Raw genomic sequence first — 23,473 nt, forward strand, 5'->3', positions numbered from 1 at the left:
CGTGACCGAAACACTAACGATGGCCAAAGCTCTCACTGAAGGGCTCCGCGCTGCGCTCGCCGCAGACGACAAAGTTCTGCTCATGGGCGAAGACATTGGGCCGCTCGGTGGCGTCTTTCGGGTAACCGAAGGGCTGCAGGCTCAGTTCGGCGACAAGCGCGTAATCGACACTCCCTTGGCTGAGTCGGGAATTGTCGGCACCGCAATCGGTCTCGCAATGCGTGGATACCGCCCGGTGTGTGAGATCCAGTTCGACGGTTTCATTTTTCCTGGCTTCGACCAAATCACCTCGCAGCTGGCCAAGATCACTGCTCGTCACGAGGGATCGCTGTCGATGCCGGTAGTGATTCGTGTTCCCTATGGCGGACACATCGGTGCCGTCGAGCACCACCAAGAGAGCCCAGAGGCGTACTTCGCCCACACGCCGGGTCTTCGAGTCCTGAGCCCGGCAACACCCCATGATGCGTACTGGATGATTCAAGAAGCCATCACCAGCAACGACCCCGTGATGTTCTTTGAGCCCAAGAGCCGCTACTGGCAAAAGGGGGAAGTCGACCGCGAGTCAAGCGGAATCGGCACCCACTCCAGCCGAGTAGTGCGCGAAGGCACCGAAGTGACCCTTGTTGGCCATGGCGCGATTGTGTCGATGCTGCTGCAAGCAGCAGAACTTGCCGCAGAAGAAGGAACGAGCATTGAAGTCGTTGACCTTCGATCGCTCTCCCCCATCGATTACGACCCGGTGGTGGCATCCGCCCAAAAAACGGGTCGCGTAGTCGTTGTTCAAGAGGCGCCCGGGAATGTGAGCGTTGGCTCAGAGGTTGCCGCTACGGTGACAGAGCGAGCGTTCTATTCACTGGAAGCCCCAGTGCTGCGAGTGAGTGGCTATGACACGCCGTTCCCTCCCGCCAAGCTGGAATCCGTGTACTTGCCTAGTGTTGACCGCATCTTGGATGCTGTTGACCGGGCGTTGGCCTACTGACAAAGGAGGCCCTTGTGGCTGTATCTGAATTTCCTCTCCCCGATGTGGGCGAGGGGCTGACTGAAGCCGAGATCGTCTCCTGGAAGGTCGCGCCCGGCGACGAGATCATCGTCAATCAGGTGCTTGTTGAGATCGAGACCGCAAAGTCGCTCGTCGAATTGCCGTCGCCATTCGCCGGCACGGTGAAGCAGTTGCTGGTTGAGGAGGGGATGACCGTTGGGGTCGGAACCCCCATCATTTCGGTGCAGTCACAGGGCGGCTCGATTGAGTTGACGGCGCCCGGTTCTGGCGAAGATGAAGCCCACGGCACCATCTCTGACATCAGTTCGTCGGATACCGCCTCCGCGATTGCCGACACGGCATCCACCATCGCGAGCGAAGAGGACAAGCCCGGCGCAGTGTTGGTGGGCTACGGCTCAGCGGCCCATGTCAGCTCGCGTCGTCGCAAAGGTGCGCAGCCGGCGAAGGATGATGCGGCCGCAACCGCTCCGTCGAAGCCGCGTCCGGCATCCGTGCCCGCAGCATTCGCGAGCCCGATCATCGCCAAGCCGCCGATTCGCAAGCTTGCCAAAGACTTGGGTGTCGAGCTTGCCGAGGTCGTTGCTACCGGTTTGGCTGGCGAGACCACTCGCGAAGATGTGATTCGTCATGCGTCGCAGGCGAGCGTTTTCCGCAACATCGAAACGCCGGAGTGGGGTGGCGATCGCGACGAACGCATTCCCGTGAAGGGTGTGCGCAAGGTCATAGCTAAAGCCATGGTGCACAGCGCATTCACCGCTCCCCACGTGAGCGTTTTCACTGATGTGGATGCCACGCGAACCATGGAGTTCGTGAAGCGTCTCAAGAACTCCACCGACTTTGCTGGTGTGCGCGTAAGCCCGTTGTTGATCATGGCAAAGGCCGTGAGCTGGGCCGTACGCCGCAACCCAACGGTGAACTCGAGCTGGACCGACAAAGAGATCATCGTTCACCACTACGTGAACCTCGGCATCGCGGCGGCAACTCCGCGCGGCCTTATCGTGCCGAACGTCAAGGATGCTCAAGACTTGAGCCTGCTCGACCTGGCGAAAGCGTTGGAGAACCTGACGCTCACGGCCCGCGATGGCAAGACGCAGCCCGCCGAAATGTCGAATGGCACGATCACGATTACCAACATCGGGTCGTACGGAATGGACACGGGAACCCCGATCATCAATCCGGGTGAGGCAGCGATTATTGCTCTCGGCTCGATCAAGCTCAAGCCGTGGGTTGTGGATGGCGAAGTTCGTGCGCGCTACGTCACAACTGTCGGCGCGAGTTTCGATCACCGCATTGTCGATGGGGATGTCGCGAGCCGTTTTGTAGCGGACATTGCGAGTGTTCTCGAGGAGCCAGCACTGCTGCTCGACTAGCGTCCTCGCGTGGGTCGCGTTTCGCGTGCGCAGTTGATGTTGCTGGCGCTAATGTGGCCAGATGAGTGAGCCAAAAAAATCGTCTGTTTCCGACCCAGCTGCCGATTCCGAGCGCACTGGCGTGCGCGCGATGTGGACTGACCGGCTTGGTGCCTGGTCAACTCGAGCACTGCAGTTGCTCCTGCTGCTCACTCTCGTCTCGGTGACTGTGTTTGGGCTGACCCAACTCAAACTCGTCGTGATTCCTGTACTGATCGCGCTGATCCTCGCGGCCGCAGCAAGTCCACTAGTGATGTGGATGCGCCGACGCGGTATGGGCCCGCTGCTCTCGACCTGGGTGACGCTGCTTGGCGGCATCCTCGTGTTCGGCGGCCTCGTCACGGCAATTGTGTTCGCTGTGCGCGACCAGTGGTCGGAGCTAGCGACGTCGGCGACGGACGGCTTTGAGCAGCTCAAGGGGTTTGCTTTAGATGGGCCCTTCCCGATTGATCAAGATTCACTCGACGAGGCGTGGAATGCGATTATTGACTTCTTCACGAGCGCCTCGTTCGGGCTCGGTGCTATTCAGGGCGTTTCTGCCGCAGCACAGATCGTCACGGGCGTGCTGCTCGGCGTCGTAATTTTGTTCTTCTTCCTCAAAGATGGCGACAAAATTTGGGAGTTCTTCCTTCACCCGATGCACGGCGTGCGTCGTGAGCGCGGTCACCGCATTGGACGCACAGCGGTGCAAACTCTTGGCGGGTACGTGCGTGGAACCGCAATCATTGCCGCCGTTGACGCGATCGGAATTGGAGCGGGGCTGCTGATCCTGCAGGTGCCGCTCGCCCTGCCCTTGGCCGTGATCGTCTTCCTGGGAGCGTTCATTCCTCTCGTCGGCGCCACTGTCGCCGGCATATTGGCTGCTCTGGTTGCGTTAGTAACAAATGGTTGGGTTGTCGCCCTCATCGTTCTGGGCATCGTGGTGCTCGTCAACCAGTTGGAGGGCAACCTGCTTCAGCCCATCGTGATGGCGCAATCGCTCAAAATTCATCCACTGGTGATTCTGGTGGCGCTGACTGCCGGAACAGTGCTCGGCGGAATTGTTGGTGCGGTACTGTCGGTGCCAATTGCGGCGGTTGGCTGGGCGATTATTAAGACGTGGAACGCATCAGGTGATGTGCCGGGCGACGCGCCGGAAGACGCTGAAGACTCGGAAGACTCTGAAAGGGCCGACCCGACGAATCAGGACTGAGGCGACTCAGCACACCGGAGCGCTCTTACGGGGACCCGAGCGTGCGTTCGAGGAACGGGTTCCAGAACTTTCCGTGCGGGTCGTACTGTTGTCGCAACGCTGGCGCGTTGATTCACGTTCTCTGGGGCAAGCTCGTCTGAGTCGTCGTACCAGACACCACCAAATAGGGTGGAAGCTATCTCGGGATCCTCGCCATCCTCAAGCCGGGTCTTCTGCTGAGATCGCGGTGGAGAGGATGCCGTTGTGATCACAGGAACCATGCGTGCCCGTAGCGGTCGCGCCGGCTACCGAAATGTGCGGTAGGGAGCCGGTGTTGTGCCGGGCGAAACTGTGCGCCTGTAGCTCGTTGATGAGCACACCGAAACTGGTTCCTCTGGTGACGCTCGCGGTCATAGTGATGGGGTTAATCCTGATGTCCGGATCAAGGCCGGCCAGCGAGATCAGCGCGCCAGGGGTATCAGCGATGTCGGTGAACGAATGCCGCGTTCCGCTCGCTCGCACGCGCGGCCAGCGAGCGACTAGGCCCTGCACGTCGTCGACTGTCGCCGGTTCCAGGATCGCCTCGGCGCTGTAGGCCAGGTTGCTTGCCCAGTTGACGCGGTTGATTGACACGACGATCCTCTCGGCTGGCAGGAAGCCCACTTTTTGGGGGTATTCACAATGGGCTGGCGTTGCCTGATTCGCGGTGAGAAACTCTGCCATGTACACTATTGATAACGAATCTCATTACCGCTACTGGCTTCGGCCTTAGAAGGACACCTAGATGTCTCGCTTTATCTCCTCCCGTTCGCTCACTCTCACGACCGGTGCCGTGCTCGCGGTCTCCGCGCTCACCCTCGCCGGTTGCTCAGCAACCACGCCGCCCGAGGATGATGGAAAGATTGACGTCGTCGCCTCAACGAGCGTCTACGGCAACCTCGTCTCGACTCTCGGCGGAGACGCCGTATCGGTCACGAGCCTCATCGACAACGCAGCTCAAGACCCCCACAGCTATGAAGGGTCCGCACGCGATCAGCTGGCGGTATCCCGTGCAGACCTCGTGGTGCTGAATGGCGGCGGCTACGACCCCTTCGCCGAAGCGCTCTACGAATCATCGGGAGCATCCGCGATTCTGATCACCGCGGTTGACGCTTCGGGGCTCCTCGAGGACGATCCCCAACACAATGACGCCGACGAAAACACCACAGACGATGGCCATGATCACATCGAGGGCTTCAACGAGCACGTCTGGTACAGCTTCTCCGCGATGGAGCACATCGCCGAGCACATCTCCGACGAACTAACGGCGCTCGACCCCGCATCAAGCGAGGAGTTCGACACGAACCTTGCCGCCTTCCTCATCGAGCTCGGCGATCTTGAATCCCAAGCGGATCAGATTTCCGAACTCGCAGCCGCCCGCGGTGCTGCCGTCACCGAGCCTGTCGCCGTGTACCTGCTCGAGGCTGTCGGGCTTCGCGACATCACTCCACCCGATTTCAGCCAGGCCATAGAGGAGGGTGCTGATGTACCCCCGACCGCGCTGAAAGATGTGCTCGATCTCATCGAATCGGGTCGCGCTGCACTTCTGGCATACAACGAGCAGACGGCAAGCCCCGAGACTGAGCGTGTGCAATTGACCGCTACTGAAGAAGGGGTTCCGGTGGTGTCCTTCACAGAGACACTGCCCGAGGGATCAAACTACGTCGAATGGATGTCGTCAAACCTCGATGCACTCGCGGCAGCACTTGCCGAATGACAGCGGTGACCGCATGACAACAATTTCGGCCGGAGGTGTCCCCGCTGGCGCCACCTCCGGGTCGACCGTTGCCCCGGTGCTGAGCATCCACGATGGTGCGCTCGGATTTGGGGGGCGCACGCTGTGGTCTGGGCTGAACCTTGAGGTTGCTCCTGGTGAGTTTTTGGCGGTGCTCGGGTCGAATGGTTCGGGCAAGTCGAGTCTGCTGAAGGCGATTTTGGGGCAGCAGAAGCTTGATGCTGGCACGGTCACGGTGGCGGGGCATCCGGTTCGCCGAGGGGATCGGTGCATTGGGTATATTCCGCAACAGAAGATTGCGGCGCCAGGTACCCCCCTGCGCGGTCGCGACCTTGTCACCCTCGGAGTGAACGGGCACCGATTCGGTGTGCCAACGCTCCCCCGAAGCGTCAAGGCTCGGGTCGATGAGCTGATCGCTTCGGTCGGCGCGACCGAATACGCGAGCCAACCCATCGGGTCGCTTTCGGGCGGCGAGCAGCAACGTTTGCGCGTTGCGCAGTCTTTGGCGGATGATCCGGTTCTGTTGCTGTGTGACGAGCCCCTCCTGAGTCTTGACCTGCAGCATCAGCGCGGGGTCTCTGAGCTGATCGATGCGCGCCGTCGCGAGCACGACACCGCCGTGGTGTTTGTGACGCACGATGTGAATCCGGTGCTCGGAATGGTTGACCGCATCCTGTATCTGGCTGGCGGAAAGTTCACAGTTGGCACACCAGACGAGGTGCTGCGCAGTGAGGTGCTCACTGAGCTCTATGGCACCCCGGTCGAGGTTGTGCGGATCGGTGGTCGAGTGATCGTTGCGGGCATTCCCCACGGCGATCATCACCACGACGAGGAGGCGGTATGACCTTCGACGACTTCTGGAGCCAAATTGCTGGGTTCACCGACTACGGCGAACTGCTCACGCTGGTGCGCTTCTCTCTGATCGCCGCCGCAGTGCTCGGCATTGCCGGCGGGCTCATCGGTGTTTTTGTGATGCAGCGAGATATGGCTTTTGCGGTGCACGGCATCAGCGAGCTCTCGTTCGCCGGTGCCGCAGCCGCCCTGCTCTTTGGCGTGAACGTTGTTGCCGGGTCGATTGCCGGTTCGCTGATTGCCGCAATTGTGATCGGGATGCTCGGGGCGAAGGCTCGCGATCGAAACTCGATTATTGGCGTGCTGATGCCGTTTGGTATGGGTATCGGCATCCTGTTCTTGGCGCTCTATCCCGGACGCAGTGGAAACAAGTTTGGGCTGCTCACCGGCCAAATCATTTCGGTTGACGGACCGCAACTTGGCCTGCTGATTGGAATCAGCATTATCGTTTTGGCTGCGCTGTTTGTGATGTGGCGTCCGCTCACCTTTGACAGCCTTGACCCCGAAGTTGCGGCCGCTCGTGGTGTGCCGTCGCGCATGCTCTCGCTCGGATTCATGGTGCTCCTTGGCCTCATGGTTGCCGTTGCGGTGCAGATCATCGGTGCCCTGCTCGTGATGGCACTGCTCGTGACGCCGGCCGCCGCAGCAATGCGGGTCTCCTCATCTCCACGCCTGGTTCCGGTGCTCAGCATGATCTTCGGATTCGTCTCCGCAACGGGCGGTGTTCTGCTCGCTATTGGCGGGTCGTTGCCGATCAGTCCGTACATCACAACAATCTCGTTTGCGATCTACCTGGTGTGCCGAGTGATCGGGTCGCGACGGGGTCACAGCCGCACCGTGAGCGGGGCATCCGGAGCCACAGCGGCGAACGCAAGCACCCCCGCGAAAAGTTAGAATGGGAACCATGAAGCGCAACACGTGGCAGCGCGAAGCGGTGCGGGATGCTCTGACCGATTCAGAGGGTTTCGTGAGCGCTCAATCCCTGCACGGTGCGCTCCGCGACGCCGGTAGCTCCATCGGGCTCGCGACCGTCTATCGCGCGCTCGCTGACCTTGCCGGAGCCGGTGACGCCGACTCGCTGCAGCAAGACGGTGAGAGCCTGTTTCGGGCGTGCACCCCAGACTCGCACCACCACCACTTGATCTGCCGCGAGTGTGGCACGACTGTTGAAATAAAGGCAGATGCCGTAGAACAGTGGGCCAAAAACGTTGCCACAGAGCATGGCTTCACACAGCCGCACCACATCGTGGATGTCTTCGGCTTGTGCCCAGCGTGCTCTAGCACGTAACATATACCGTTGATCGAGTGGTTTCTTCCACTCTCGCACAGACATCCCACCCTGATTGAAGAAGTGCTTTTGTTGAAAAAGCACAGCTTTGAGAAGAACGCAGTGTGTGTGCCGACAAGTGATCTTGGGTAGGGCTTTGTTCCTACGGTAACTAGAACAGGAGTATGACCATGGCAGCAACCTGCCAAGTGACCGGCGCCATTCCCGGCTTCGGGCACGCTATCTCGCACTCGCACCGTCGCACGAAGCGTCGTTTCGATCCGAACATCCAGAAGAAGACGTACTACGTACCGTCGCTTCGCCGCAAGGTAACCCTTCAGTTGTCCGCAAAGGGCATCAAGGTAATTGACGCCCGCGGCATCGAATCCGTTGTCAAGGACCTCCTTGCACGTGGGGAGAAAATCTAATGGCTAAGGCACAGGACGTACGTCCGATCATCAAGCTTCGTTCAACTGCTGGAACGGGCTACACCTATGTGACGCGCAAGAACCGTCGCAACAACCCCGACCGCCTCGTACTGAAGAAGTACGACCCAGTGGTTCGCAAGCACGTTGAATTCCGCGAGGAGCGCTAAATATGGCTAAGAAGAGCAAAATTGCAAAGAACGAACAGCGCAAGGTCATTGTTGCGCGTTACGCCGAGCGTCGTCTCGAGCTGAAGAAGGCTCTCGTCGATCCCGCCGGAACTGACGAGTCACGCGAGGCTGCACGCCTCGGACTTCAGAAGCTTCCGCGCGATGCTTCGCCGATCCGCGTACGCGGTCGCGATGCCATTGATGGACGTCCCCGTGGATACCTGAACCAGTTCGGTGTTTCCCGTGTTCGCTTCCGTGAAATGGCTCACCGGGGCGAGTTGCCCGGAATTACCAAGTCAAGCTGGTAGATTCCAAGCGGTTCCGACGTTTTCTAACGTTCGGGAACAACTAACTGCACAACGTCCCGAGGAGGACCACTATGGCTGACAAGTCGCTAAACCGTACTGAATTCGTAGCGGCGGTTGCCGCACAGTCTGGCCAGAGCCAGGCTGCCGTATCCGGCGTCGTTGACGCTTTCTTCGCTGTACTGTCCGAATCGGTCGGCAACGGAGTTAAGGTTTCGATCCCAGGTTGGATGGCTGCTGAGCAGACCTTCCGCGAGGCTCGTACCGGCCGTAACCCGCAGACGGGTGAAGCAATCCAGATCAAGGCCAGCAACGGCGTAAAGCTCAGTGCAGGCAGCAAGCTCAAGGCAGCAGCCAAGGGCTAAGTACTACAGCCTTTTTAGGCTTCATAAACAGGGCGGCATCCTTCGGGATGGCGCCCTGTTTTGTTTGTGGTGGGCACTCTCTCGATTACCTGCGGCTATTCTTGAGGAGTGCTACGAATCAGCCGGATAGCCGGACCCGCCCTGCTGCTGGTTGTCGCATTCACCGCAGTCGTTGCGGGCCTCCAGTTCGGTGGCGGAGCAGACGCCCCCATCTTGCTTGACCCTGGCGCAGTCGTTCGCTGGGGCCTCCCGATCGCTAAGTTATTCGTGAACTTGGGGCTTGCCGCCACCATTGGCGCACTCCTGATTGCAATCTTTGCGATGTCGCCGAAGCGGGATGAGTTCACCCTCACTCTCGACTTTGCTGCCGCAGGGGCCGCGCTCTGGGCTGTGGCATCCGCTTTCACCGGATTTTTCACGTTTCTTGCGGTGCGTAACCAACCCATCGACTTCACAAGCGCCTTTGGCGACGTTCTCGCGAGCTTTCTGACCGTTACCGAGTTGGGCCAAGCCTGGCTGGCCACGGTGCTCATAGGGGCCGCAGTGACGGTTTTGTGTTTTGCGGTGCGCAACCCGACCGGCCTCGCCTTCGTGCTGGTGTTGGCTATTGCGGGGCTTGTTCCCATGGCACTTCAAGGCCACAGTGGTGGCACAGCAGATCACGATGCCGCCACGAGCGCCATCTTCCTGCACCTAATGTTTGCGGCTCTCTGGCTTGGCGGGCTTCTCGCGATCGCTATTGCGCAGCCGAAGCTCACAAAGAGCCGGCTGACTCTCGTGCTGCGCCGCTATTCAACAATCGCGCTGATCAGCTTCATCGTCGTGGCAGTCTCCGGCTACGTGAGTGCAGAAATTCGCGTCGAGAACCTGAGCAACCTGCTGACGCCCTACGGCCTCCTCGTTCTCGTCAAAGTCTTCGCCCTCATCATGTTGGGGTTGTTCGGGGCCGTCTACCGCAACTACGCGATCGGTCGGCTCGAATCGAGCCACACCAAGAGCCGCGGATGGTTCTGGTGGATCGTCTCAGCCGAGCTGGCATTCATGGGGCTCGCATCAGGCGCTGCGGCTGCCCTCGCAGCAACTCCCACGCCCGTTCCCGAGGTCGTGGCGGCCGATATCCCCGATTCCTCGCCAGCCGCCTACCTCACCGGCTCACCGCTGCCACCTCCGGTGTCAGCGAGCAACTTGTTCAGTCTGTGGAGCTTCGACCTCATCTGGGTATTGATTTGCGCTTTCGCGATCTTCTTCTACCTCGCCGGCGTGTGGCGCCTCCACAAGCGCGGCGACAGCTGGCCGATCCACCGCACCGTGTTCTGGGTTGTGGGGATGCTGCTGCTGTTCTACATCACCAACGGTGGTGTGAACGTCTATGAGGGCTACCTGTTCTCGATGCACATGCTTGGGCACATGACCCTCGGGATGATGATCCCGGTGCTGCTCGTGCCCGGTGCGCCCGTGACATTGGCGATGAGAGCCATCGCCAAACGCACCGATGGCAGTCGCGGCGCGCGTGAATGGATTCTGCTTATCGTGCACTCGCGCTACATGGCGATCATCGGGCATCCCGTTGTTGCTGCTGGCATCTTTGTCGTCTCGCTGTGGGTCTTCTACTACACGCCGCTATTTCGCTGGGCGACGACCGACCATGTTGGCCACGAGTGGATGATCATCCACTTCTTGGGCTCCGGCTACCTCTTCGTGCAGGCGCTGATCGGCGTCGATCCCTCGCCGCATCGCCCCGCATTCCCCATTCGATTGCTCATCCTGCTCGCCGCAATGGCGTTCCACGCTTTCTTCGGGCTCGGTCTGATGACCGGCACCGGATTGCTGCTGGCCGACTGGTACGGCGCAATGGGTTGGGACACCGGCGTGTCCGCGCTTCAGGATCAGCGCATTGGTGGTGGTATCGCCTGGAGCGTCGGCGAGATCCCCACAATCTCGTTGGCCATCGCGGTTGCCATCATGTGGAGGCGCAGTGACGGCCGTGCCTCCGTACGCTACGACCGCAAGGCCGAGCGCGACGGGGATGCCGAGCTTGACGCCTACAACGAGATGCTGGCCGAGCGCCGCTAGCTAACTTCGTTGAGCTCTCCCGAGCATGGGTGCCGTCTACTCGGGGTATTGCTCCGTGATCAGCAACTGATCTCCGGGCAAGAACGTAACGAGGTAACTCGCGCTGAAGCTGACGTCCTTGTCGAAGGTCGAAACTGAACCATCGAAGATTGAGCGCACATCGACGCGCAAGTGGGCTGCGGCATCCGTAGCCGGCATGAGCCAGCTCGACGGTTCTGAACCTGGGCTGAGTGACACCGGAGGATACTCGGCGATGCTCCACTCGGGGGTCGTAACGATGCGGTTAGACATGGGCTGACCGAACGGGCATCCGGTGGGAAGTAAGACCACCTGGGTGGCGCATTCGTCGAGGTAACCGTCGACTTCTCGCTGGACCTGGGAAATCATTGCCGCGTTTGCGACGACATCGAGTCTGGCGCGCACCGTGCCGCCGGGCTCGGTCGCCGAGACGACGATGGGTTCTGCCTTGAGGAACGTTGACTTGTGGGTGATATCGAAACTGCTGGGGGTGAGTACGACATATGACGAGGGAGCGTCTTGTGCCGACGACACAAAGTCGCTGCCGTTGGCGTTGAACTCCTGAGAGTTCAGAACGGTGAGTCGCACGATGGTGAGTGGCGGGGTGACAAAGTCCCAATCGGCGAAGACACCAAAGTTGGTTCCGGCGCGGGCGACAGTGAAGGTCGACTGTGCTGAACGGCCATCCAACTCAAAATTGAAGGTGACAGTCTCGGTACCGTCGGCGTTGGTCTCCTTCTCGACCAAAGCGATGTCTTCGAGCGAGCTGAGAGATGAGGGGCGCAACAGATCGTGCGATCCGGCCAGCAGCAGCGAGCCAGCACCAGTCGTGTCAATGGGCGTTGCGCCGGACCCATCATCGGATGCCGCACCATACTCACCGGGAAGGTGGATGTCGGCAATAGTCAACGCCGATGCCATGTCGTGGCGAGCAAGTGCTCCGAGGTAACTGCGCACAAAGCCATCAGAACTAAAGAGCATGGAATTGAGCACAACCACGGTGGTCACGAAGGCGACCATAATCAGCCCGAGCATCACAGACCAGGTAACAAGCTCGCGACGCATTCACACATCCTAAACCGCTGAGGTGAGAGATATGCCACAGCACGAAAGTCGCGCAAGAGGCAGGGAGCCGGCATCAGCAGCATTAGGGTGATTGCGTGTCAAAAATCACCCTGTCTCCCGAGCAAGCAGCAGTCTTCGCTGCGATCGAGACGACGAGCGACAACCTCTTTGTTACGGGGCGCGCTGGCACCGGAAAATCGACACTGCTCAACCACCTCTCGCACAACACCTCCAAGCAGATAGTGATTTGTGCGCCGACCGGAGTGGCAGCCCTCAATGTTGGCGGCCAGACGATTCACTCGCTGTTCCGGCTGCCCATTGGCGTCATCGCCGACCACGAACTTGAGCAGAACCCCCAACTGCGCAAACTGCTCAACACGATCGAAACCCTCGTGATCGACGAAGTCTCGATGGTCAACGCCGACCTCCTCGATGCCATCGACCGCAGCCTCCGCCAAGCGCGTCAGCGAAAGAACGAACCGTTCGGTGGCGTGCAAGTGGTGCTCTTTGGCGATCCGTACCAGCTTGCTCCTGTGCCCGGAGATCCGGATGAGCGTGCCTACTTTGAAGACCGCTACCGTTCGATGTGGTTCTTTGATGCTCTGGTGTGGGAGCAGACAGAGCTGACGATCTATGAGCTGACGAGCATCCACCGCCAGCATGAAGGCGAATTCAAGTACATGCTGAACGCCGTGCGCCACAACGGTGTGACGGCTGAGATCGCTGAGCGACTGAATACGGTGGGAGCGCGGCCGGCGCCAACAGATGGAACGATCACCCTCGCGACGACGAACAGTGCGGTCACCCGCATCAACGCCACCGAACTCGCACGGCTGCCCGGCAAGTTGCTCACGGCCAAAGCAGAAATTTCTGGAGAGTTTGGTGGCCGGGCGTATCCCGCTGACGACGCGCTCGACCTGAAGGTTGGTGCTCAAGTGATGTTCTTGCGCAACGACACCAACGAGGGCGGAACCCAGCGGTGGGTCAACGGCAGCGTTGGCACCGTGACCAAGATTGCATCCACGGTATGGGTTGAGGTCGACGGCCGCGACTATGAAGTGAAGCCGGCAGTGTGGGAGAAGTTCAAGTACTCCTACTCGGCACGCACAAAGGCGTTGCGCAAAGATGTGGTTGCCGAGTTCACGCAGTTTCCGTTGCGGTTGGCCTGGGCTGTCACGATCCACAAGTCGCAAGGCAAAACGTATGACAGCGCGATCGTTGACCTCGGGTCGCGTTCGTTCGCGCCGGGCCAGACGTACGTTGCCCTCAGCCGCATCAGCAGCCTTGAAGGGCTCTACCTGAGTCGTCCGCTGCGACCGAGCGACATCATCGTTGATGACAACGTAGTGCGCTTCATGTCACGCACTCAGCCCATCCCCGCGATCGAGGCTTAGCCTGGTAGCTGCTGCAGGGGTAGTCCAGTCATCTCGGCAAGCCCAGTGACTGAAGTGTCTCCGAAAACCTCCCGTACGTAGACGCCATCCGACTGGAGGCCGAAGACGGCGTAGTCGGTGTAAACGGTGTTTACGCAGCCGATCCCGGTGAGCGGGTAGGTGCACTCCGTCACTAGCTTGCACTGGCCATCGCGCGTGAATAGCTCCATGATGACTAAAACCTGTTTAGCGCCGATCGCCAGGTCCATGGCGCCGCCGACGGCGGGAATCGCATCCGCGCCACCAGTGTGCCAGTTGGCCAGGTCGCCAGAGATCGACACCTGAAATGCCCCGAGCACGCAAATATCGAGGTGGCCGCCCCGCATCATCCCGAATGAGTCCGCTTGGTGGAAATAGGAGGCTCCCGGAAGCTCGGTCACCGGGATCTTGCCCGCGTTGATCAAGTCGAGGTCGATTTCATCGGCCCCAGCGACCGGACCCATCCCGAGCATCCCGTTCTCGGTGTGCAGAACGATCTCGCGATCAACCGGTAAGAAATTTGACACCTTAGTAGGTAGCCCGATTCCGAGGTTAACGTAAGCGCCCTCGGGGATATCCTGTGCCACCCGGTTCGCCATCCCGTCGCGGTCTAATGGTCCCTTCATCACTGTCCTTCCGTCACCGCGGGCAGAGCGCCGCCGACCTCGACAAGCCGTTTGGTAAAGATGCCCGGCGTCACTACAGCCTCCGGGTCGAGGGAACCGAGCTCGACGAGCTGGCTCACCTGCGCGATAGTGGTCGTCGCGGCGCTCGCCATCATTGGCGCGAAATTGCGTGCTGTCTTGCGGTACACGAGGTTGCCGAGTCGATCGCCTTGGTGCGCTTTGATGAGTGCATAGTCGGCGACCAATGCGTCTTCGAGAACATAGTCGCGCCCGTTAATGTGACGCGTCTCCTTTCCTTCGGCCAGCGCGGTCCCGAATGCGGTCGGCGTGAAGAATGCGGCGATACCGGCACCGCCTGCTCGGATACGCTCGGCCAGTGTGCCCTGTGCCACCAGCTCCAGCTCCAGCTGACCGGCCCGGTACAGTCCGTCGAACACCTGTGAGTCGACCTGACGGGGGAAGGAGCAGATTATCTTGCGTACCCGGCCGGCAGCGAGAAGCGCTGCCAGACCGGTGGTGCCGTTCCCGGCATTGTTGTTGATGATGGTCAAGTCGGACGCCCCCTGCTCGAGCAGTGCTTCGATTAGCTCGATCGGCTGCCCGGCCGTGCCAAAGCCACCGACCATCACGGTGGCACCGTCTGCGATGTCCCGCACGGCATCCGCCGCACTGATTACGATCTTGGAAATCATTGGGCTACTTAGGCTCGCCGACGAACGCGTGAGCGTCGACCCAGGACGGGAATGAGATCGTTTTCGCGTCAATCACGATCGGTGTGGAGCGGTCACCGTCCAGCCACTCGCGGACCCCGCTGAGGTCGTCGAGCGATCGCACAGTGACGGCGGTGCAGCCAAAACCGCGGGCGATGGCTGCGATGTCGGTGTCGGGAAACTGGACGATGTCGAGCGGCTGACCGCTGTGTCCGAAGTGGTGCACTTCCGCTCCATACGCGCTGTCGTTGTAGACAACCACGACGAGCGGCAGCTCGAGGCGCACGGCCGTATCGAGCTCGACCAGGCTCATCATGAACCCGCCGTCACCGACTCCAACGACCGGGAGGCGATCCGGCTGGGCGATGGCAGCCCCGATAGATGCGGCAAGCGCGAGCCCGATGCACTGGAACCCCAGTGGCAGGCAGTAACCGCGATCATCCGGAACCTGAAGATACATCGCTGTGTATTCGGTGTGGCTTCCTGCATCCGCGGTGACGATGCGCTCGGCCGGCAGTAGGTCGTCAAGGGCGACCGCCAGCGTGCGCGGATCGATTCGGCCGTCAGCGGAGCGTGCCTCGAACGGTTGGTCGCGCCATAGCCGCCCGTCTTTCAGTTTCTGGGCCACCTCCGCGGTGCGGTAGCCGGCACCATTGCTGGCTGGGAGAGCATTGGTGACGGCTGAAGCGACCAGTGCGGCATCGCCGATGACGGATGCTGCCACGGTGCGGTGACGGGAGAAAGCGGTCCGATCGACATCTACCTGTACGACCGCGGTGTCTCCGATGAGTTCACCGTTTCGTGAGGTCCAACGGTTGAGTGAGGCCCCGAACGCGACGATCAGGTCTGCGCGCGTGATCAGTTCAGAAATCGTCTCATTGGCGAAGCCGCCCATGACGTCGACGTTCCACGGGTCGTCGTTGAAGAGTCCACGCGCCATGGCTGTTGTTGCCAGCAGGGCTCCAGAGCCTGCGGCTAGCTTGACGATGGCATCGTGCGCGCCGAAAGCACCGCGTCCGGCGACGATGAGCGGTCGCTCCGCTCTGGTCAGTCGAGATACCAAATCTAGAATGGCCTCATCGGACGGTGCCGGAGGTGACGCTAGTGCGGGAAGCGATGGCGCTGACCCTGGCCAGACGATCTCCGCAGACTGAACATCGAGGGGCAGCCCCAGCAGAACCGGCTGACCAGTGCCGGCGAGAATGAAGGCACGCGCGGCATCGGCCAGCGCGGTTGCTGGAGACTCCAGGCGGAACGCGACCGCGCCCAAGGCCTCCGCCGCGGCAGCTTGGTCGATCCAGAAGTTGGAGGTCTTCATGGTTGCGGGCGTCTCGCCGGCAACCACAATCAGTGGGGTGTGCGCCTTAGCTGCCTCCGCGATGCCGGTCATGGCATTGGTGAGACCGGGCCCCTGGTGCACGCTGACCGCTGTGACCTTGCGCGCCAGACGGGCATAGCCATCCGCCATCGTCGCCGCCCCGCCTTCATGGCGCGCGGAAACATATGTCGCCCCGGCAGCGACCATGGCGTTGGAGACTTCAAAATTGCCGCTCCCAGCGACACCGAAAACTTGATCGACTCCCCACTGCACGAGTGCACGGCCGACGGCCTCACTGACCTTCATCGTCGGGCCGCCTTCTGAACGGAAACGGCGCCGGTCGGCTTGGACGCCTTAGCCAGCTGAATCTGTTCGTAGACATGGGTGCGTAGCTCCGCGAACCGAGTGCTCGAGCGAGTCTCCAACTGGTCGCGGTCGTCCGGAAGATCGATGATGAGGTCATCCTGCACCACGGTCGGTGAGTTCGACAGCATAATGACGCGCTGGGCGAGGTACACCGATTCATCAATGTCGTGCGTAATGAAGAGGATAGTGACGCCCAACTTATGCCAGATGTTTCGCACTAGGTCTTCCAGGTCAGCACGGGTCTGGGCATCGACGGCGGCAAATGGCTCGTCCATCAACAGCACCTTCGGCCGATAAGCAACAGCCCGGGCGATCGCCACGCGCTGCTGCATTCCGCCGGAAAGCTGCCATGGGTAGCTGGTGGGCACGTGCTCGAGCTCGACCGCCTCTAGGGCGTTGTCGACCAGTTTGTCGCGCTCCGATTTCGGTACGCGAGCGTTCTTCAGCGGAAGTTCGACGTTGGCGCGAACCGTCATCCACGGAAACAGGCTGCGGCCATACTCCTGGAATACGACAGCCATCGGCTTGGGCGGACCGGTCACCGGGATGCCAGCCAGCTCAATACTTCCTGAGGTGGGGCTGAGCAACCCAGCGATGCACTTCAGGAGGGTGGTCTTGCCTGCGCCAGACGGGCCGACGATGCAAATCAGCTCACCCTCCGCGATCTCGAGAGTGATGTCGCGGACAGCTTCGATCTCGCCGTCGGCGACGGGGTATATCTTTTGGAGATTCTTGATCGACAGCATTGGAGTGGTCATGGTGTTTCCTGGTCTGCTCGCTGGTGCGCGGTCGTGGGTCAGGTCGTCAACTGTCACGTTGTACCTCTTTGAGGCCGTGGTACCAACGCAGCACCCGGCCCTCGATTGCCTTTGAGATCAGAGAGAGAGCGATGCCGATCAGGCCGAGCACGACAATGCCGCTCCACATCTCTGGAATAGCGAATGTGCGCTGGAACAGCACGATGGTGAAGCCGAGACCCGACGATGAGCCGAACATCTCCGAGATGACCATGAGTATCAAGCCGATCGACAGGCTCTGGCGGATCCCGGCCATGATCTGTGGGCTAGCCGCCGGCAACACTAGGTAGCGCAGCCGGGAGAATCCTCTGATGCCGTAGGTCTTGGCCGTGTCGGTGAGCACCTCGTCGACGGCTCGCACACCTTCGACCGTGTTCAGTAGCACCGGCCAGATCGCACCAGAGATTATGACGATGATCTTCATCTGATCGTTGATGCCGATGAGCAGCATGAACAGCGGGACGAGAACGGGTGGTGGGATGGCGCGGAAAAACTCGAGCATCGGTTCGGTGAGACTGCGCAGCCAGCGGAAGGAACCGATCAGGATTCCGGCGACAATCCCCAAAACGATTGTGGCGATTAGGCCGATGAACAGTCGGATGACGCTGGGGAGGAAGTCGGTGACGAACCTCTCGCCCGACCACACCTCCCAGAAGGTCTTAGCCAGCACTTGCGGGGTGGGAACGAAGAAGTTCGGCTCTCCGAGGGTGAGTGCCCACCACATGGTGACGAGCAGAATTGGCAGTCCGAGGAAGTAGCCAGCACGTTTGAGGAGGATCATGCGACAGTCTCCCGCCGAATCGATGAGTGCCAACTCAACAGCTTCTTCTCGATGACGCGCATGACGAGGTTGATGATGACGCCAATCATCCCGGTGGCGAGTATGAGCGCGTACATTTCGGGAATTGAACCGCCGCTCTGGCTGAGCCGGATTTGGTAGCCAAGCCCGCGGCTGACGATGATTAACTCTGCGGTAATGGCGAGGATTAACGCGACGGCGGAGGCGAGGCGGATACCGGTCATCAGGTACGGGAGCACGGTGGGCCAGACAACATAGCGTGCCCGTGCGAGGGGGCCGAGGCCATAGCTCTTCGCGGTGTCATTAGCGACCGGGTCGACATCTGCCACCCCGTACAGCACCTGAAGTAGCACTTGCCAAAAGGATGCGTAGATAATCAGGAGCAGGGAAGACTCGATCTTGAATCCGAAGAGTAATACGGCGAGCGGGATCAGCGCGACCGAGGGGATTGGGCGCAGGAACTCGATGGTCGAGTAAGTAGCCTTATTGAGGAAGGAGCTCGAACCGATGATGAGCCCGAGTGTGACAGCGGCGACAATCGAAAGGACGAGGCCGATCGTCCAAGCGAGCATCGTTTCGCTTACAGCCTGGTAGAAGTCCGGGTCGCCGAGGCTGCCGAAGAACGCGACCAGCACAGTGCTGGCGGGTGGGAGGAACCTCTCCTCCACCAGGCCCAGACGAGATACCGCCTCCCAGGTAAGCAGGAACAGCAGGATACCCGCCAGTCCGAGCGCCGAACTGGCCACTCGTTTATTGCGTATCCTGCTGCTCATACTCGTCATTGGGTACTCGACTTCTCCTTGGGTGAAACGGTCGGGCTACGGAAGCAGCTCGTCGAGGTTCGGCTCAGCACTCAGTGTGCCGTAGCCAAATGCGGCGGCCCCCAGCTTCTCCATCGCTTCGCGGTTGAAGTCGACGTTGAATTTCGGAAGCACCATGGCGTCCAGCTGTTCCATCGTCATCTTGGTGTACGTGGTCACGATCTGCTTGACCTCGTCCGGGTTGTTGTCAGAGTATTCAAGCGATTTGTTCATCGCTGTGGCGAATGCGGCGACCAGTTCAGGCTTGTTCTCGAAGGTGTCCAGCGTCGTGAAGTAACCGGCGACGTCCAGGTTTGGGTTGAAGTCCGAGAAGTTGTACGTGATCACCCGTGCGCCATTGGCGACCGCGGAATTGAGGAACGGCGCGAGAATCCACGCCGCGTCTACCTGCTCGTTGGCCACGGCGGCTTCGGCGTCGGGGAAGGAGACCTCGACGAACTTGATTGTCGAGGAATCTCCACCGTCGTCGTCGACGACCGTGCGGATCGTGGTGTCACCGATGTTCTGCAAGTTGTTGACCGCGACGATCTTGCCTGACAGGTCGGCCGGGGTCTGGATGTCGGAATCTGCCGGAACGATGACGGCACCAAAGTCGGGGTCGCCAGCGGTCGTGTTGCCGTTAGCGACGTACTTCAGGGCGAGTCCTTGGTCGTTGGCGACCATGCCCGAGACGTAGTTGCCGAAAGCGAAGTCGTAGCTTCCTCCCACCACGCCGGGCACGGATGCTGCACCACCGGTCGTGGGCTGGACTGTCACATCGAGGCCTTCGTCTGAGAAGAAACCCTTTTCGACGCCGAGCCAGAGCGGTGCGGTGTCGACGATCGGTATAACTCCGACGGTGATGGCGGTTGGTTCGCCGGCGCTCGGTGCAGAGGCACCGTCATCAACGTTCCCGCTGCTGCAAGCAGCTAGTGCGAGGACGGACGCGGCTGCGAATCCGGCCATTAGCGATTTCTTCATTTGGCACTCCTTTGTGGCAAGAATTTGTTGTGGGTAATTTGTACGGGATGCGAACTAGTGTTCTCTATACAGTACAAAGGGTTCGGCCATTCCGTCAAGGATGTTCGGCGACTCACAAGAAACGGCTGTGTAGCCCTTTACGTTGCCCCGGGGGAAGCACCGCTTCGGGGTCGGGTGCGCGCCAATATAGGGGGCGCGGGTGAGCGCCGACGCGCACCAGCATGCGCGAAACTGATGCTCGATGGTCGGCCCCACCCGACCCCGGGAACATTGTTGAAGGTGCAGATTTCGATCCGCACTTGGGCGGTGGGGAACGAGGCCAGATGTTAAAGCGGGTGGCTGGTCGGGCTGAAACCCCTGTCTCCGGGACGCGAGAACGGACGGGAAGCGGTCAGGTCGTGGCTGATGCGTTCCGCCGCAAGCTTCAGCGGAGGTAGTAGGTGCTCGTGGATCGATTCCACCGAGTGGCTGTTCGCGCTGGTAGACACGTTGATCGCAGCCATCACCGTCGAGCCGTGCCAGATTGGGGCTGCGATCGAGCGCAAACCGTCCTCAAGCTCCTGATCGACCATCGCCCAACCCTGCTCGCGAACCCGCGCGAGCTCCGCCATCAGCGCTTCCCGGGACTTGATCGTGTGAGACGTGAGGCCGGTGAAGTCAATGCCGCTCAAGTGCAAGTCGAGTTCTTCCGCGTTGAATGACGCCAGCAGTACCCGGCCCATTGAGGTGGCGAATGCAGGGAAGCGCGTGCCGATGTTGATGCGTACAGTCATGATGCGCCGCGTGGGTACGCGTGCGACATAGACGATGTCCGTGCCGTCGAGCACCGACGCCGAGGTGGACTCGTGGATGCTCGCGGCCAGGTGCTCGAGGTGCGGCTGAGCGATCTCCGGTAGCGAAAGTGCTGAGAGGTAGCTGAAGCCCAGCTCGAGTACGCGGGCTGTGAGGCTGAACATCCTCCCATCCGTTTTCACATAGCCGAGCTCGACGAGGGTCAGCAGAAACCGGCGGCTGGTCGCGCGAGTAAGCCCGGTGCGTCTAGCGATGTCGCTGAGCGTCATCACCGGGTGGTCGCCGTCGAAAGCGCGGATGACGGTGAGCCCGCGTGCCAGCGACTGCACATACTGCCCGCTCGGGTCGCGCGCCGAGTCTGCTTGTTCAGTCGATTCCTTAACGTTCACCATCCCACTATCATCCCCTTCTGGCGACTCCGCCGAGTCTAGGCTCGCGCTCACCGTTCAAGCACAATCGCGAGGCCGAGGCCGACACCGATACAGATCGCAGCAACGCCCACGCCGCCGCCGCGCCGAGCAAGTTCGTGCGCGACGTGGCCGACAATTCGAGAGCCGGAGGCCCCGAGCGGGTGGCCGATAGCGATCGCGCCACCATGAATATTCACCTTCGCCGGGTCGAGCTCTGGCCACAGCTGCAGACAGGCGAGGCTCTGGGAGGCGAACGCCTCATTTAACTCGACCACGTCGACATCCGCCCAGGTCTTACCGGCCCGGGCGAGTGCCTTGTTGGCAGCTTCGACCGGCGCAATGCCGAAGATGTTGGGGTCAACCGCATGTACGCCGCGAGAAACTATGCGTGCCAGAGGCTCCGCGTCGATCGGTGCGTTCTCAGAACCAATCAGAATCGCGCCGGCGCCGTCGTTGAGCGGTGAGGAGTTGCCGGCGGTAACTGATCCGTCTGGCCTGAAAGCAGGTTTCAGCGCACTCAGCGATTCCAACGAAGTGTCTGCCCTAATGCCCTCATCCCTGGCCAAGTCGACTCCCGCGACGGGCACGACTTCGCGGTCGTAGACGCCGTCGTCCCATGCGGCGGAGGCGTTGCGGTGGCTGAGAAGGGCGAACTCGTCTTGCTGCTCTCGACCGATTCCATAACGTTCGGCGAGTATCTCGGCGGTCTCACCGAGAGGCACGCTCCACTGTTCGGGCATATTCGGGTTCACCATGCGCCAGCCGAGGGTCGTGGAGTGCATGGTTTCGTGCGCGCTCGGGTAGGGACGCGACGGCTTGAGCATCACCCATGGCGCGCGGCTCATTGATTCGACCCCGCCGGCGATCATGACGTCGGCGTCACCTGTTTCTATGGCGCGACTGGCTTGGATTACTGCTTCCAGGCTCGAACCGCAAAGCCGGTTCAGCGTGGTGCCCGGTACGGAGGTGGGGAATCCCGCCAAGATCGCCGCCATCCTACCGACGTTGCGGTTGTCCTCGCCGGCAGCGTTGGCGTCGCCGAGGAGCACATCGTCGATGGTCGACGGATCGAAATTCGGATGCCGCGCCACGAGTTCGCGGAGCACCCCGGCGGCTAGGTCGTCAGGCCGGGTCCCCGCGAGGGACTTTCCGTAGCGTCCGTACGGCGTCCGTACGGCGTCGTAGATGAAACTGGTGGACATAAAACTCCCATCACCAAAGCAATTCTGTGCGCAGAACGAACTTGTGTTCTAATGATGGTCGTACCTTTGGGAAATATCAACCCGGTCAAGCCCGTGAACGGGAAGGATGGCAACGTGGCCACGCGCACCAGTATCAGTACCCAGATAGCAATCATCGGTGGAGGCCCCGCGGGGCTGCTGCTGTCCCACCTGCTGCGACGATCCGGAATCGAGAATGTTGTGCTCGAGTTGCGAGACCGCGAGTACACTATCGAGCGGGTCCGCGCCGGAGTGCTGGAACAGGACGCCGTCAACCTTCTCACCGACGCCGGTCTGGGTGATCGCCTACATCACGAAGGCCAACGTCACGACGGAATCTATCTGCAATACAACGGAAGCCGGCACCACGTCTCGTTCCGCGAACTTGTCGGGCGTTCGGTCTGGGTCTACGGCCAACAGGAGGTTGTGCGAGACCTCATAGACGCGCACGACGAAGCAGGTACCCCTGCCAGATATAGCGTGTCGGACATCGAACTCGACAACGTGGCCGACGGCCCTGCGACGGTTCGTTTCACTCAAGACGGCGAGGAGTTCGAATTAACCGCCGACTTCGTTGCGGGCGCAGATGGAGCGCACGGCGTGTGCCGGCCGAGTATCCCTGCTGCAGAGAAAACGACCTACCAACGTGAGTACCCGTTCGGGTGGTTGGGCATCCTCGCCCACGTACAGCCGTCGACGGATGAGCTAATTTATGCCCTCCATGAGCGCGGTTTTGCGATGCACAGTATGCGTTCCGACACCGTCAGTCGGCTTTACCTGCAGGTTGATCCGCATGACGACATCACTAACTGGTCAGATGATCGGATTTGGGACGAACTTGATCTGCGCCTCGGGACCATGGGCTGGACGCTCGAGCGTGGGGAGATCTTTGACAAGAGCATCACCCCGATGCGTAGTTTTGTTAGCGACCCGATGCGCTTCGGCAATCTCTTTCTGGTTGGTGACTCCGCACACATCGTTCCGCCGACCGGGGCTAAGGGATTGAACCTGGCGATCGCCGATGCCAGTTACCTGCACGATGGGATGGTCGCTTGGTATCGGAACGGCGACGCGTCTGGTCTCGACGAGTACTCCCCACGGTCAGTGAAGCGAGTTTGGCAGATCCAGCACTTCTCCGCCTGGATGACCCGCATGTTGCACCGTTTCGAGGATTCGACTGATGCCGAGAATCCAGAGAACCCGGATTACGACTACCAAGTGCAGTTGGGGCAGCTGAGCCAACTCTGCGAGTCACCGCGCGGTATGTCACATCTGGCCGAAATCTACACTGGACTACCCTTCTTGTCCCACCCGCATTGACCATCTAGCTGGGTGGGATAGCGGATCG

25 protein-coding genes are annotated in these 23,473 nt (G+C 60.6%); 14 read left to right on the forward strand and 11 right to left on the reverse strand.

Translation table 11 applies throughout. The features are described 5' to 3' along the window. The first annotated feature begins 19 nt into the window (after positions 1–19). From ABD112_RS04255 to ABD112_RS04265, 3 genes are all read left to right on the forward strand, one after another. A complete protein-coding gene (locus tag ABD112_RS04255) occupies positions 20–979 on the forward strand; it encodes an alpha-ketoacid dehydrogenase subunit beta (protein ID WP_343923820.1) in 960 nt (319 codons plus the stop codon). Between the two features lie 14 nt (positions 980–993). Continuing rightward, the gene (locus tag ABD112_RS04260; RefSeq protein ID WP_343923482.1) at positions 994–2,370 is read left to right on the forward strand and encodes a dihydrolipoamide acetyltransferase family protein; all 1,377 of its coding nucleotides are present in this window, start codon (positions 994–996) and stop codon (positions 2,368–2,370) included. 61 nt (positions 2,371–2,431) lie between these two features. Next, a complete protein-coding gene (locus tag ABD112_RS04265) occupies positions 2,432–3,601 on the forward strand; it encodes an AI-2E family transporter (protein WP_343923483.1) in 1,170 nt (389 codons plus the stop codon). Positions 3,602–3,799: 198 nt separating this feature from the next. On the opposite strand, the gene ABD112_RS04270 is transcribed toward ABD112_RS04265, so the two are convergent. Next, positions 3,800–4,213: an FAD-binding protein gene (locus ABD112_RS04270; protein ID WP_343923485.1), complete on the reverse strand. Its 414-nt coding sequence runs from the start codon at positions 4,211–4,213 to the stop codon at positions 3,800–3,802. Between the two features lie 151 nt (positions 4,214–4,364). On the opposite strand from ABD112_RS04270, the gene ABD112_RS04275 reads away from it, so the two are divergent. The 9 genes from ABD112_RS04275 to ABD112_RS04315 all read left to right on the forward strand — a co-directional run bounded on the left by ABD112_RS04275 (position 4,365) and on the right by ABD112_RS04315 (position 10,811). Continuing rightward, the gene (locus ABD112_RS04275; protein ID WP_343923487.1) at positions 4,365–5,336 is read left to right on the forward strand and encodes a metal ABC transporter solute-binding protein, Zn/Mn family; all 972 of its coding nucleotides are present in this window, start codon (positions 4,365–4,367) and stop codon (positions 5,334–5,336) included. Between the two features lie 13 nt (positions 5,337–5,349). After that, positions 5,350–6,198 (forward strand): metal ABC transporter ATP-binding protein, encoded by an 849-nt coding sequence (locus ABD112_RS04280; RefSeq protein ID WP_343923489.1) that lies wholly within the window; start codon positions 5,350–5,352, stop codon positions 6,196–6,198. After that, complete coding sequence (locus tag ABD112_RS04285) at positions 6,195–7,100, forward strand: metal ABC transporter permease (protein ID WP_343923491.1); 906 nt, start codon at positions 6,195–6,197, stop codon at positions 7,098–7,100. Before ABD112_RS04280 ends, ABD112_RS04285 begins: the two co-directional genes overlap by 4 nt. Positions 7,101–7,110: 10 nt before the next feature. Further along, positions 7,111–7,494 (forward strand): Fur family transcriptional regulator, encoded by a 384-nt coding sequence (locus ABD112_RS04290; RefSeq protein ID WP_343923493.1) that lies wholly within the window; start codon positions 7,111–7,113, stop codon positions 7,492–7,494. Between the two features lie 170 nt (positions 7,495–7,664). Then, positions 7,665–7,901, forward strand: a complete 237-nt coding sequence (rpmB, locus tag ABD112_RS04295; protein ID WP_010204490.1) for a 50S ribosomal protein L28 — start codon at positions 7,665–7,667, stop codon at positions 7,899–7,901. Then, positions 7,901–8,068, forward strand: a complete 168-nt coding sequence (rpmG, locus tag ABD112_RS04300) for a 50S ribosomal protein L33 (protein ID WP_009773536.1) — start codon at positions 7,901–7,903, stop codon at positions 8,066–8,068. The genes rpmB and rpmG overlap by 1 nt, the downstream gene beginning before the upstream one ends. A 2-nt stretch (positions 8,069–8,070) precedes the next feature. After that, positions 8,071–8,376, forward strand: coding sequence for a 30S ribosomal protein S14 (gene rpsN / locus ABD112_RS04305; RefSeq protein WP_341953249.1), 306 nt, complete (start codon positions 8,071–8,073; stop codon positions 8,374–8,376). Between the two features lie 71 nt (positions 8,377–8,447). Further along, the gene (locus ABD112_RS04310; RefSeq protein WP_009773534.1) at positions 8,448–8,738 is read left to right on the forward strand and encodes an HU family DNA-binding protein; all 291 of its coding nucleotides are present in this window, start codon (positions 8,448–8,450) and stop codon (positions 8,736–8,738) included. Between the two features lie 108 nt (positions 8,739–8,846). Beyond that, the gene (locus tag ABD112_RS04315) at positions 8,847–10,811 is read left to right on the forward strand and encodes a bifunctional copper resistance protein CopD/cytochrome c oxidase assembly protein (RefSeq protein WP_343923496.1); all 1,965 of its coding nucleotides are present in this window, start codon (positions 8,847–8,849) and stop codon (positions 10,809–10,811) included. Positions 10,812–10,847: 36 nt separating this feature from the next. Here ABD112_RS04315 and ABD112_RS04320 read toward each other — a convergent pair whose 3' ends face one another. After that, positions 10,848–11,894, reverse strand: coding sequence for a hypothetical protein (locus ABD112_RS04320; RefSeq protein WP_343923498.1), 1,047 nt, complete (start codon positions 11,892–11,894; stop codon positions 10,848–10,850). 95 nt (positions 11,895–11,989) lie between these two features. Between ABD112_RS04320 and ABD112_RS04325 the strand changes: the two genes are divergently transcribed. Beyond that, on the forward strand, positions 11,990–13,288 hold the full coding sequence (locus ABD112_RS04325; RefSeq protein WP_343923500.1) for an ATP-dependent DNA helicase: 1,299 nt from the start codon (positions 11,990–11,992) through the stop codon (positions 13,286–13,288). Here ABD112_RS04325 and ABD112_RS04330 read toward each other — a convergent pair. From ABD112_RS04330 to ABD112_RS04370, 9 genes are all read right to left on the reverse strand, one after another. Continuing rightward, positions 13,285–13,932, reverse strand: coding sequence for a 3-oxoacid CoA-transferase subunit B (locus ABD112_RS04330; RefSeq protein WP_343923502.1), 648 nt, complete (start codon positions 13,930–13,932; stop codon positions 13,285–13,287). The two genes, ABD112_RS04325 and ABD112_RS04330, sit on opposite strands and share 4 nt — an antisense overlap. Next, the gene (locus ABD112_RS04335) at positions 13,932–14,624 is read right to left on the reverse strand and encodes a 3-oxoacid CoA-transferase subunit A (protein WP_343923504.1); all 693 of its coding nucleotides are present in this window, start codon (positions 14,622–14,624) and stop codon (positions 13,932–13,934) included. The genes ABD112_RS04330 and ABD112_RS04335 overlap by 1 nt, the downstream gene beginning before the upstream one ends. 4 nt (positions 14,625–14,628) lie before the next feature. Next, positions 14,629–16,266, reverse strand: a complete 1,638-nt coding sequence (locus ABD112_RS04340) for a thiamine pyrophosphate-binding protein (RefSeq protein ID WP_343923506.1) — start codon at positions 16,264–16,266, stop codon at positions 14,629–14,631. After that, positions 16,263–17,084 (reverse strand): ABC transporter ATP-binding protein, encoded by an 822-nt coding sequence (locus ABD112_RS04345; RefSeq protein WP_343923508.1) that lies wholly within the window; start codon positions 17,082–17,084, stop codon positions 16,263–16,265. Before ABD112_RS04345 ends, ABD112_RS04340 begins: the two co-directional genes overlap by 4 nt. A gap of 46 nt (positions 17,085–17,130) precedes the next feature. Next, positions 17,131–17,904 carry an ABC transporter permease gene (locus ABD112_RS04350; RefSeq protein WP_343923510.1) on the reverse strand — a complete coding sequence of 258 codons (774 nt, stop codon included), beginning with the start codon at positions 17,902–17,904 and terminating at the stop codon, positions 17,131–17,133. Continuing rightward, positions 17,901–18,695: an ABC transporter permease gene (locus ABD112_RS04355; RefSeq protein WP_343923511.1), complete on the reverse strand. Its 795-nt coding sequence runs from the start codon at positions 18,693–18,695 to the stop codon at positions 17,901–17,903. Before ABD112_RS04355 ends, ABD112_RS04350 begins: the two co-directional genes overlap by 4 nt. Before the next feature lie 45 nt (positions 18,696–18,740). Further along, the gene (locus ABD112_RS04360; protein ID WP_343923512.1) at positions 18,741–19,703 is read right to left on the reverse strand and encodes an ABC transporter substrate-binding protein; all 963 of its coding nucleotides are present in this window, start codon (positions 19,701–19,703) and stop codon (positions 18,741–18,743) included. Between the two features lie 326 nt (positions 19,704–20,029). Continuing rightward, positions 20,030–20,887, reverse strand: a complete 858-nt coding sequence (locus ABD112_RS04365) for an IclR family transcriptional regulator domain-containing protein (RefSeq protein ID WP_343923514.1) — start codon at positions 20,885–20,887, stop codon at positions 20,030–20,032. 47 nt (positions 20,888–20,934) lie between these two features. Beyond that, positions 20,935–22,107, reverse strand: coding sequence for a thiolase family protein (locus ABD112_RS04370; RefSeq protein ID WP_343923516.1), 1,173 nt, complete (start codon positions 22,105–22,107; stop codon positions 20,935–20,937). A 114-nt stretch (positions 22,108–22,221) separates the two neighbouring features. On the opposite strand from ABD112_RS04370, the gene ABD112_RS04375 reads away from it, so the two are divergent. Continuing rightward, complete coding sequence (locus ABD112_RS04375; RefSeq protein ID WP_343923518.1) at positions 22,222–23,445, forward strand: 4-hydroxybenzoate 3-monooxygenase; 1,224 nt, start codon at positions 22,222–22,224, stop codon at positions 23,443–23,445. The last annotated feature ends 28 nt before the right edge of the window (positions 23,446–23,473 follow it).

Source organism: Rhodoglobus aureus (genome assembly GCF_039527955.1).
Lineage (GTDB): Bacteria > Actinomycetota > Actinomycetes > Actinomycetales > Microbacteriaceae > Rhodoglobus > Rhodoglobus aureus.